This window comes from Paenibacillus sp. FSL R5-0475, from assembly GCF_038004585.1.
Lineage (GTDB): Bacteria > Bacillota > Bacilli > Paenibacillales > Paenibacillaceae > Paenibacillus_AQ.
This window is the reverse complement of sequence record NZ_JBBORK010000001.1, coordinates 56,554-68,794: the sequence shown is the minus strand read 5'-3', so window position 1 is coordinate 68,794 and position 12,241 is coordinate 56,554. Positions and strand designations below refer to the sequence as shown.

The 12,241-nt window shown below is 37.5% G+C and carries 8 protein-coding genes and 1 pseudogene; all 9 read right to left on the bottom strand.

The features are described from left to right. Positions 1 to 642: 642 nt before the first annotated feature. Positions 643 to 1,179 (bottom strand): RNA polymerase sporulation sigma factor SigK, encoded by a 537-nt coding sequence (gene sigK, locus MKX41_RS00240; protein ID WP_340968044.1) that lies wholly within the window; start codon positions 1,177 to 1,179, stop codon positions 643 to 645. Positions 1,180 to 1,687: 508 nt separating this feature from the next. Then, positions 1,688 to 2,128 carry a hypothetical protein gene (locus MKX41_RS00235; protein WP_340968041.1) on the bottom strand — a complete coding sequence of 147 codons (441 nt, stop codon included), beginning with the start codon at positions 2,126 to 2,128 and terminating at the stop codon, positions 1,688 to 1,690. 381 nt (positions 2,129 to 2,509) lie between these two features. Continuing rightward, positions 2,510 to 4,516 (bottom strand): DUF5054 domain-containing protein, encoded by a 2,007-nt coding sequence (locus tag MKX41_RS00230; RefSeq protein WP_179085753.1) that lies wholly within the window; start codon positions 4,514 to 4,516, stop codon positions 2,510 to 2,512. Between the two features lie 388 nt (positions 4,517 to 4,904). Next, a complete protein-coding gene (locus MKX41_RS00225; RefSeq protein WP_340968039.1) occupies positions 4,905 to 5,105 on the bottom strand; it encodes a site-specific integrase in 201 nt (66 codons plus the stop codon). Positions 5,106 to 5,137: 32 nt separating this feature from the next. After that, a complete protein-coding gene (locus tag MKX41_RS00220; protein WP_340968038.1) occupies positions 5,138 to 5,467 on the bottom strand; it encodes a hypothetical protein in 330 nt (109 codons plus the stop codon). Between the two features lie 160 nt (positions 5,468 to 5,627). Beyond that, positions 5,628 to 6,139: pseudogene (sigK, locus tag MKX41_RS00215) on the bottom strand (RNA polymerase sporulation sigma factor SigK); the annotation flags it as partial. A gap of 329 nt (positions 6,140 to 6,468) precedes the next feature. Further along, complete coding sequence (locus MKX41_RS00210) at positions 6,469 to 6,930, bottom strand: DUF7878 domain-containing protein (protein WP_340968036.1); 462 nt, start codon at positions 6,928 to 6,930, stop codon at positions 6,469 to 6,471. Then, positions 6,906 to 7,097, bottom strand: coding sequence for a hypothetical protein (locus MKX41_RS32260; protein ID WP_445671299.1), 192 nt, complete (start codon positions 7,095 to 7,097; stop codon positions 6,906 to 6,908). Before MKX41_RS32260 ends, MKX41_RS00210 begins: the two co-directional genes overlap by 25 nt. Positions 7,098 to 7,494: 397 nt before the next feature. Beyond that, positions 7,495 to 12,189 carry an Ig-like domain-containing protein gene (locus MKX41_RS00200; RefSeq protein WP_340968034.1) on the bottom strand — a complete coding sequence of 1,565 codons (4,695 nt, stop codon included), beginning with the start codon at positions 12,187 to 12,189 and terminating at the stop codon, positions 7,495 to 7,497. Positions 12,190 to 12,241: the final 52 nt, after the last annotated feature.

Genomic DNA, 12,241 nt, shown 5'->3' with positions numbered 1-12,241 from the left:
ATTTTATGTTAATCCAAGCTCCTTGTTGGGAGAAACCGAAGTCTCCCTACTGCGTCTAGTCTTCTTGGGTATTGATGACTTACCATTCTTCATGCATATCCTTCTACTACATTTGTATTATACCGGATTACAACAGAATAACTTTTATCTAGTTATGATACCTTGTTACCTTTATTATATAAGAATGATGGAGAGTTTTATTTAGCTAAGAAAGTTACTTTTTGCACGATTCCGTTATTCCGTCTAATACTATGTAAGGGAGCTGTCCCGCTAAGCCCCCCCTCTCCAATGCCGGTCCGCAAGCGAGTCCCCTTCCAGGAGTGGACTCCCTCCATCCATTACGCGCAGTTCCAGAGGGTCGCACCTCGCTTGTTCCCGAGAAGGAGGCTGATCCGACCACCAAACTGATCGGGATCACGGTGAATTGCAGTAGGTAGAAGCGCAGAACTTAAAATCTTGTTGTACGTGAGTACCGTACGGGTTCGCCCCCCCCGCCCTCAGCAGTTACAAACTTAATTATCTGAATATGCTTTTTTTATTTTCAATTAGCCCAACTACTTAAATTAACAAAAAAGCAACTCCCCTGTTGGCAAGTCGCCATTAAAACACTCTATAGTGAATCTTTAGTTATTATCTAAGATCCTAGCGCTTAGCCTTATAAAACTCATGATAAAGCTTCATCAGCGCCCGCTTCTCTACCCGCGAAACATAACTCCGCGAAATTCCCAGCTCCTTCGCGATCTCCCTCTGTGTCCTCTCTTCCCCGCCTGTATCCAATCCAAACCGACCAACGACAACTTCTTTTTCCCTGTCATCCAATATATCGAGGTTTCGATATATCTTGCTCTTCTCGATCTTCAAATCCACTTCTTTAATAACATCATCCGCTTCCGAACCGAGGATATCAATGAGTGTAATTTCATTACCTTCTTTGTCAGTCCCAATTGGGTCGTGCAGAGATACATCTTTACGAGTTTTCTTCAAGGATCTTAGGTGCATCAGAATTTCGTTTTCGATACATCGTGCAGCAAAAGTGGCCAGCTTTGTGCCTTTGTTCGGGCGATAGCTCTCAATAGCTTTGATCAAGCCAATGGTGCCGATGGAGATCAGATCCTCCATGTCTTCTCCGGTGTTATCAAATTTCTTGAGGTTATGGACACGATACGATGTAAAAAACATACCAAATACGATCGTTCCCAATTTTCCAGGAACACAAACATCGGTGCAATTGTCTCATTCATACGTTAAGTTCCTATTCGTTTTTTCTCAATTTCATCTGTGCTATATTCTTGGACAATTTGTCCTTCAGCTTAGCAATATCCTGCGTAAGATTCATCATTTATATAAACGCTTCTTTTTATCTTATAGCTTAGTAAAGAACAGCAAAGTGCAATTTGTGTTCACTCAAGTCTGGATGCATTATTTAATATATATTTCCATAATTAACTTGTTAAATGACCAGCACAGTGTTATTTATGTTTGGTGAAAATAAAGTATTAGACTGGAGTCGTTGATTTAACGCGGTTTTTGAAATGAAAAATCGTCAGCTTTTGAAAAATGAGTTTTAGACTGATCCATTATTAGAAGCAGCGGCGGACCAAGACTTGATAAATAAAGTCTTAGACTGCCGCTGTTGTCGTTCAACTAACGTTCCCCGTTAGTTGAACAAGAAAAAAGAAAAAACAAGTCACATCAATTGAAGTTCAAGAAGATCCAAATTATCGCGAACGAGGATCCTTTTGTCCTTATAGTCCCAATGGTCGATCAAGTTAGGCAGCTTCGTCAGATTGTAGTCTTTATTCCATGCCAACAAGTTGTGGATGCCTTCGAGCGTCTCTCGCTTCTTGTTTGGGACGATGTCCGCAATACGCTCTTCATAACGCTCCCAGATCCGTTCCTCCTGAACGGACAACGGCGTCATCAGTACGACGATCTTATCTACAGCATCAAAACTTGGCGCTACCCACGACCTGTATACGCCTTCTTTGATCCATGAATCGAGACCGATGATTTCTCTGAGTCGGCGGTCACGCTCATCCTCCGGTGCCTTTACGCCATACTCGTTCGATTGATGATCCCAGAAAATATTGTCTAGATCGTAATGCGGGATATGGAGTTTATCGTTCAATAACTCCGCTATGTAGGATTTACCGCTTCCTGAGCCGCCGATGATATGAATTCGGATTGCTAACAGCTCAGCTCTTTCTTCCTGATTGTATTCGTGGAAGCACCTATGCTGAGAGTATTTTGTCGTATTATTTAAACTATCCTGCCCGTTAGCTGAACAAAGGCAGCCGATCCACTGATCGATTGCCTTTGTGTCGTTATTGAGCTATCGTGTCCCGTTAGCGTGATGATGACCTAGCCTGAGAATACTTTATCAAACACATCTTGAAGGAATATCGCTTAAACGGTCTAAATGTACCTTAAAAACAGTCTAGATAAGAGAATAAACTGTTTTTTTGATGAAGAGGCATCGGCGTATGCCCATTATGTTCGCAGGAAATTGTTATCCCAACACTAACTCAAAACGAGCAAAAATATCTTCTTCATACCACATCGTGAAATTAGTTCCCCATGTTGTGTTCAATAGTGTAAACGTAAATTTATTGTTGTCTTGATGGTATTTGTTGTTATAACTTAGATTGTTATTTGTTCCGATTCCCAAAAGAGGGGCATCCATAGGTTTAATATTGATTTTTTTATCGCTGCCATCGTAAATTAACTCTTCAATCATGTGTTGCAACTTATTTCCGTGACCTACCACTTCAAAAGGTGAAATAACGGTATCAATTTTACGAATCTTAGTTAAGTACGGCGAATTCAAACGTGGTGTAATGTCAAAAGAATAAATTTCTGGATAACGAATTGCATCTTTATCCTTTAATAATAGTGCAATTTCAACTTTATCTCCAAATTGATATTTAACCTTTACAACTCTTGGAGCACCATACTCCTCCACAGCTCTTTGGCTATACTTTAAAGTTGCAATAATCGAATCATTTTCCATAACTAATTTCACAACATGTGGTGTGAAATTTTCATTCAATTGAATTCGTTTTTGAATTTCCATTCCTGGCTTTAAGAAGTCAATCGCCCACCAATTATGTTGTAATTCACGCAAATAGTTGTAACGTAGGTTATCATAGTCATTTTGCCCAGCAATTGTATAGTTCAGAACCCCGAGTTTGTTGTCCTGATCAAAGTAAAGTGTTCCATCCTTTTCTAAGTGGTTAATTGAACCATCGCTAGCAAACATAACTTGATACCCGTTTACCGAAATCAATTCTTCCAAACCACATTCAATACCTTGGTTTTCAAAGATATGATATGGAACTTCGATAAGTTTTTTAATGTTATTTTGATCTTTAGGCTCCAAACAAGCTATTGCACGATCAACGTTCTTGCGTTGTTCTTTCCATGAAGACTCATAAAATTTGTACGAACGATCAGTCCACTCATTATAAGTGAATTGCATTTCGCCAACAGTTGCATCTTTAACAATTCCATAAGCGTAGGTTAAATCAAGATCCGTAATTTGGTCTAAACTACGCGCTCGTTGGAAGTCTTTCTTTTCATAATTCATATAGTCACTGAAATAGCGTTTGATATCCATTCCCCAAGTATGCTCTGGAACTAACATCGCATAGAAATTAGCATCATCATTTTCTATTTTGTTATCAAACATGTAATTAGTTAAAATCCGATAATCACGAATGATTTTCGGATCAGACATCATTCCATGAATCCATGTGTCCCCAATCTCCTCTGTAATAACTGGCAGTTGGTCACGTACTTCCCAAATTTCATTTGCAAACTGATCCATTGAAGTCAATTCAAGCTCATAGTCTGGATACTCATTCGCCATTTTTGACAAAAAGACGTTAATTTTCTCTTTTGTTCCTGGACCACTATTATCATGAGTATGCATAAACGCCAGCTTGTTATCTATGCAATCAATTCCGATTACGCCACCATAGTCGTCTGAATAAGAGACAATTATCTCACTTTCGCCATTCTTCCATAGAAATGTATCTGGAACTTCTGGAATTGAGCTCGAGCCATTTACACCAATGTGTAGGAATTTAATTCCTTGACGATATAACTCATCAACAATCCCGATAGTATGTCCTGGGACGTCAGTCATCTTTGCGCTTGTTGTTTTGTATCCATAACGAGCATCTAACTTCTTTGAGATTGAAGTCATGTAATGTAAAGTTTGAGGTGTCATAGTTTCAGATTCAAACGTACACGGGATTGCGTGCCAGCGAATGTAACCTTTCTTTATGGCGTCGTCTAGCTTTTTACAAGCTTCTTCATCCATGTTTTTGAAGTAATATTCAATAATAAAGCTACCTGTTGTCCAAACAAAGTCTTTGCCCTCTTTTCTTAAGTCTTCAGCTAAAGTGATTGCGTTTTGAATGTAATCATGGCAATACTTGTGCAAGACATTTTCTGCTAAATCGGTAAAACCAATATCAAAATGAGTTTTGTTTACCACATAGATTTTTTTCATTTCTATAATCACGCCTTTCTTAGTCATAATACGTCGTGGAAATAATTGCTTTCAGGCTTTTACTCCACTTTTGTTTCTACAAGGTTCGGCCATTCCAATTCGGACTCTGAATCATGATCTCTCATAAAAAACCTCTTAATAATTAACTATTGGTATTTCACTTAACATCTCCGCATATTGTGGGGTATTCGAAGTAATAATAGATCATTCCATACGTCTAGTATTTATTTTATAAAGACATATCTTTATAAAATCCTGACATTTTAATGTGTCTACCACCTGTTTCATACGATAAAATCTGATAAAACCAAATCAATCGCGAAAAAGTCATTAATACTCTAATTTAATTGTTTAATTAAACTGCCCTTTAGTTGAATAGCGACGGATTCTAAAGCTGATCCGTCGCCATTACAAACAAAAAGTATCGTCGATAAAGTTCTCTCCGACGTTCGCCGCGGAGACGTGCGTAGACTTGAGTGGTCGATGCCTTCTCATGACCTAGCATTCCTTGAATGAAATCTAATGGAGCACCATTATCAAGGAGTTGGCATGCATAAGTATGTCGAAAGCGATGCGGGTACACGTTCACTTCAAGTTCTCCCCGATCTGCAAGCTGTTTTATTACCAGATCATGATGTTACAAATATCCGGATTAAATGCCTGGATATCACCCAACATACAGATAACTTGTTGCTTATTTAAATAATTTTTATAATCGGAGTTCCTTTGGAAATATTTTAAAGTTTCAATAACATTTTGATTAACAGATACGACCTGTATTGAATTCGCAATATGAGCAAAGTATTCATCCATCAACAACGCAGTTTGACCCAATACTTTGGAGGAGTGTGTTCTCATATCCTCTTCCATGGGCGTGGAAGATTTAACATAGGAAAAGTAACCTAATGTGCTTAAAGAGACGACCAGCAGAATGGATCTCAACCATTCCATAATCATCCTTCCCATTTAGAATAACTCCGGAAAAGGAAGAATGACTGAGAAAGGTTCGGCTGATTATCGAAATTTTGAACAACAAAATAAAAAAACCTCCTTACTCTTCCAAGGAGGTTAATAATCTACGTATACTTCACAACAGCTAAATAACTTAAAATCACCGCTTCGCCTTATAAAACTCATGATAAAGCTTCATGAGTGCCCTCTTCTCTATCCGCGACACATAACTCCGTGAGATACCAAGCTCCTTCGCATCTCCCTCTGCGTCCTCTCTTCTCCACCTGTATCAAGTCCAAATCGCCCAACGACAACTTCTTTTTCCCGATCATCCAAAATATCAAGATTACGATAAATCTTGCTCTTCTCAATCTTCAGATCGACCTCTTTAATGACATCATCCGCTTCGGAGCCGAGGATATCAATCAAAGTGATTTCATTCCCTTCCTTATCTGTCCCAATCGGGTCGTGCAGAGATACATCTTTGCGGGTCTTCTTCAAAGATCTTTGGTGCATCAAAATTTCGTTTTCAATACAACGAGCCGCAAATGTGGCCAGTTTTGTCCCTTTGTTCGGGCGATAGCTCTCGATGGCTTTGATCAGGCCAATAGTTCCGATGGAGATCAGATCCTCCATGTCTTCCCCAGTATTATCGAATTTTTTGAGGTTATGGACACGATACGATGTAAACTGGAATGAAATAAACTTACTACTACTATAAACAGACTGCATTATTTTTACAGGTTTGTATCTTACAATTTTAAAAGGGAAGAGTAAAGGGATGGTGGTATCTGACCATAATCGACCTGTTATTCGTAACGCTATTGCGTTATTTAGGATATAAAATCCAAGCATTTCTTGTGCGTACAAATAAAATCCAAAAATCCTTGTAACGGTATTATTAGATGTGTTATTGGTAAAATGATGGGTTCAATAGACACTTGGTACCCCCATCAAAAAAAGAACCACATAGAACAAAGTCATCTGGTGTCTCCGTACTATTACTTGGCGATAAAGTCGTTAATTCTTAGAGAATATAACTTTACGAACTGCGACTCAAGTTCCCCTAAGAATTTCTCGACCGAGTTCATTAAAACCTTTTGAGGAATCTCTTGGTTACAATCAAATTTCTGCCACTGAGAGAAAATTCTCCATTTTCCCTCAGCTATGTGTGCAAACTCTAATATCGGACCTTCATTAAAAGACATTGTTTCATAAGAAAAGCTCGTTTTTTCATTAGATTTCACCTTAACCCACCACTTTTTAAGTTCAATGCCAAACTCTAATAGCAAAAGATATTTTTCTGAAAAGAAAATTTTATTGTTAATGATGATTTCTATCTCACCTTCAATATCGGCAAGTAGTTTAAAGTTTTTTGCTAAAACTAATTCTCTCTCAATTTCCTTATCATTACCTAATGAAAAATGAAAGATTATTGTTACTTTATCGGATAAGAAGTCCATATCTTACCATCAGCTCCTACAATAACTTGAATTTTAGTTTCCCCTTTAGTTCCAATACTTTTTCCCAAATCCATAATAACTTTATAATAGTTTGGTTGATTATTAGGTAAGAATTGTGCATTAGAGTATTTAAGCCCTTCTTTTACTATATTGTTCACATCTCTCAATTAATTCGTCCATTAGTTTTACAAGGTACAATCTATTTTCCCATATAGGGTAACGCCATTCTCGATCCCAATGTGTATGGGGGATGATATATCTTGTTTTTGTTTTGTTCATCGTTTCTATCCCTTCCTTTGTGAAATTTGTCCTAAGTTACTTGCATTGTAGCCATGCTGATCTCAAACCAGCAATCTCAAAAACTAAACTATTTGATGTTTTTTGCCTTTTGTAGAACTTTAACTTTGTGCTGTAACTCATATTTTTAATAATTTCTCTAAAAAAACTCTCTTTTGTAGAAATCTCCACAGGTTAAAATGTAAACAGCCCCGTTTCCATCAGGAAAAGGGGCTGTTTGGTAATTTCTCACATTTTCAAACTAGGGGTTCAGTAAGCTAGCGATTCTTAGTTGCTTTTTGTAAAAGCAAATACTTCAACACCAATGTTCTCTCCTATCAAGTTTGGCATTGCACTTGTTAACCAAGTCTCTATTTCAGTACCTTGTTTCTGATAGGATATAGTAACTTTATTTTTTTGTGGCGCGATCATAACTACGGATACCTTCGCATTAACGCCTGTTCCTTCCGTAAATTGAACTACCAGATACTTACCCGTTAAATCATTACCTTTGTCTCCACCGATCGTAATATCACGAGTATAGCCAGCTCCACCTGCAGTCTCATTACCCATTGCAAGTGTATATCCGCTTTCTACACCAGGTGTATACTTAGGAATCTCCATCTTTAATACTTCACTCACAACATTTCCGTTTTTAACCACAATATAAATATCTTTGTCAGTTACGGTTTTTAAGCCTTCTATACTAATTAGCACTAGTCCTTTTTTACATGGAGCACCGGCCTTACTAGTATCAATTACTGGTATTTTAGCTCCACTTTCAACTACTTTATAATAATATTGTCCGTCTTTACTTGTTGTAAATGAAACGGAAGCCGTAGTCTCACTTAAACGAGTCACTTGCCCTGCCGTTAATATAGGTTTAGGATCATTATTATCCTGTACCTCTACTACTTGCAAAATATCTCCTGCATATCCTTCTGCTGTACCAACTGCAATAATGGTTCCTTCTTGTGCATATAAGGAAGTATCCAATTGTGCAAAAGTAAGTGGCAGCTCTCTCATGTCGTTTAGATACTGTGCCTTAACTTTAACCGCCAATTCTGGTGCTACACCAGCAAGAGTAGTAACATTACCTAGCTTATCAATTGATGTTATACCATCTACTTTTACCTTTACGCTAACTGATCCTTTTAGATCTACAAGCTGACCTTTTACTGTAAATGTACCTGGATTTTTATAGAATGATGGATTTACTGAATCCCAGTTCACTTTAGCAATCTGAGAATCACCATTATCAAAAGTAACTGTAACCTCTGCTGGTAAATTTGGAGCATGATCAACAGTTGTTGATACATTATCTTCTATACCTTCTATGGAAGTAATCTCATAGTCCTTATTCATATAAATGAAATAGTCTTTACTCCCTGCTGAAGAGATTTCTGATAATATCAGAGCATTCTTACCATTAACTAATTGATCCGGTGAAATAGATGCAATACCATCTACAAATGGAATTTCTTCACCGTTCAGCTGCAATTTAATCTCTGCACCATCTAGTACGATATGAGGTTTTTGGATTGTAATAGGCTTCTCAGCGTCAGTTATAGCAGCATTATAAGTATAGTAATTAGGATTGAAATTCCCAGTTAATACCGCATTGCCTAGTCCGAGATCAGCCGCATAATCTACATATTTAGGATTGGATATGATCTCAATATCGTCCAGGTAAACATTTGCATTGATTCCTCCAAAGCCAACTCCACCTGATTTATACTGACCATCATTAGCAGAAAGCATTTCTTGTCCATCCAAAATAAAGCCAACTTTCCCATCAAAGGTTTGAATCTGCAATTTATGCCACTCATTCGGATTAAATCCTTCTGGCACCCCTACTTTACCTAATGATGTATCTGAGCTGGCACTATGTTTCGATATTTCAAAATAAGGTGTCCCCGCTGTAAAGCCAGCAGTTCCATTTTTATTCCTTCTGTAAACTACTTGATAGGATAATGGTGCTTTACCAGGTGTTAAACCTTTATTGGATGCCATTACATAAATCGTAAAGTTATCATACACACCACCAAGAACATCCGTTGTCCCCCATCCTTCAAATTTCCATTTCATATTGACCAGATAATTATTCCAAGGAGCATTCAATTCATAGAAATCATTTCCATCTCTAATCTCATCCTTTAAAACTTGATTTCCACTATTTCCATTATTATATACAACACTTGTTACTGATGGTTTACCACCTACTTTCTCAAAAGCAGGAACTTCTCCATTTTCAAAATCCAGCATAAGTTGTTGCTTATTAACATCTGAACCATCATATGCTGGAGGTGCTGGAATATTGGATGGCGAGATTGGCAATGTTGCTTCGTTTCCTCCAAATACATAAAGCTCATCGTAGAAAGCTTGTCCTGTTCCATTATCAGAACCAAGCGATATATAATCAAATCCGGAAGCAGGTAAGGTTTTAACTAATTGGTTATCAATATATAGCTTTACATCCGTATCGGATGTATAGTCAAACTTCAACTCGTGCCAACCAAATGTTCTAGGGATGTTAGTCGTTTCCTTTTGACTACCCATTTGGATGATATATTTATCTGCAGTTTCATCGCCCAAACCCATACCGATAATATTGCCACCATCATCTACTCGTGCAATGGATGAAACCCGAGCCGAATTTTGATGTCCTGAATCGTAAGCTGCCAAATTATTATTTTGTCTGTCAAACATCTTAACCGTAACGACTTTGTTCAGCATTTCAGGGAAATTCTTGTACACTTGAGTTTTATCTAACAATTCTAGACTTGATTTACCATTTATTGGTCTTTCAGACATGAATTCAGTTGAAATTTTCGCCTGACCATTTTGAGTTGACCAAGCCGTATCATCTAGTCCATTTTCAAAGTTCTCTTTGAAATAAATAAATTCTGGCTCTGTGATAACATCTCTGTCTGTTAAATATTCCTGAGGATAATTCGATGTTACTCCAATTTTGTCATACTCCATCTTAGAGTCGTCAAATTCCTTAATATAATTTGCAATTTTCCCATAATTAACATTCGTATTATCAAACTTTATGACATCACCATACTGAAGAATTGTATTCACTTCAATATTAAAGTTCATTGGATTAGTTGCTTTAACATTGCTTAATTCCATACCTGAGGCTCCCATATCCAGGTTTATGTCGTTAGGACCAAGATCAGCCATTGTAGGGTTTGGACCTGTGTTATCAATAAGAGCCTGGGTTAAGTAGTTAGGTTTGTAATTTGAACCCTTATACAAATAACATGCAAAGAAAGCTCCATCATCTCCACCATCTTGTTGAGCATCATGCAAATATACATATTCAATTTTATTATGGTGAGTGTACATATCCGTCATAATATTGAAATCTTTATCACCATTTGGAGCAGATACATTAGGGTTACGGCTATGTCCGGCAGTTAGAAAAATCCCTCTTCTTGGTGAATTATAGACCTCTACATGAGATACCGTATTATAGCTTGACTGCTGAATCGTGATCCCTGAGGCCTGACCAATGAGCTCACCAATATCATGAACAATCGTGTTCATTATCGTATTATCTCTGCTATAGCCATCTCCGTTTTTATCTCCAGCCATACCAGGGTAACCGCCATCCACACTTATTCCTCCATGACCTGTATATTCAATAAGGCTATCCTCAATTACTGTGTTTTGATTAGCCAAATAGAGATTAATTCCAAACATGCCTGAATTTTTGATATGCGCTTTGGAAATCTTAATATTTTTAGTGTTCGTAAGTGTAATCACACCGTATTGGAACTCTATTCTTTCAGCTTGCTCAGCATAGGATGGTTGTGTGCTTCCTTTAGCCTCCGGAGGATAGAAACCTAAACCTGCTCCTGCATCTCCCCAGTTCCAACCATATGCATACCAGTCCGTCGTATTGGTATCCTTCAATTGCAAGCCACTGAATTCAATATTTGAAACCATATGATCCTTATCTGAGCCTTCGACACGGATCACTTCTTTGACTTTAGGGATTATAAATTCATTTTCATTTATATTTCCTTCGGGATAATAATACAAATCGCCAGTCGTTTTATTGAAATAATATTCACCTGGAACATCCAAGAAGCCTAAATTTCCTTGTACAAAATATCTTGCATTTGTACCTGTCTTATATTTAGGTCTGTACATTTCCGGTTTTCCTGGAACGCTTTTATAGGTAAGCTTACGACTTGCAGTATCAATTGCAGAAATTGGAATCGTATCTGTCATCCAATCCCAGTAGCCGCCATCCCACATATAAACAGAGGCATCTAAGTCTCCACGCACTTGGGCGTTTACGATTCCGTCAATTGACTCTTGATCAAGATCGCCATTTGAATAAATCAAGTCACCAATTCCGCCACCTGCACTTTTCATATATGGAGTTAAAGCGGAAGGGAAGTCTTTATACTTATCTAAATTTTGAGTACGTGCTAATGTTGCACGTCTATCATTTACATAAAGAGTATCAAAAATCACATCAGTGCCAACGTTAGTTTTGTAAACCTTACCTGCTGCTGCAGCTGGTAAGTCAGCATCAGCACCGGTTTTTCCAACTAATTTCCAATCTGTATCAACACGCTTACCACCGATAATTTCAGCACTAGCCAAATCATCTAAATTTCTATAGATGATCTTATGACCATTCGTACCGGAGTCGATTTCATTGAAAGTAATCGTTTCATCAAGATAATATTTACCTTCTGAAATAAATACGTAAATATCACCTGTCATGTCCTGATTAATTTTTCGAACCGCATCTCTTGCGGCTTGTAAAGTTGCGAATGGCTTATCATATGAACCTTTATTTTCATCTTTTCCATCTGGTGACACAAAGAATTGCGCTTGTATTCTGTTAAGAGAATATTCTGTTCCTTCTGCTGCTTTAACGCTAAAAGTAGGGACAAATAATGAAGTAGATATCATACATAATGCAATCATGGAACTAAAGATTTTTTTCTTATTCATAATTGTATAATCATTCCCTTCATTTACATTTTATAAAGTTTGAGATGTTAAT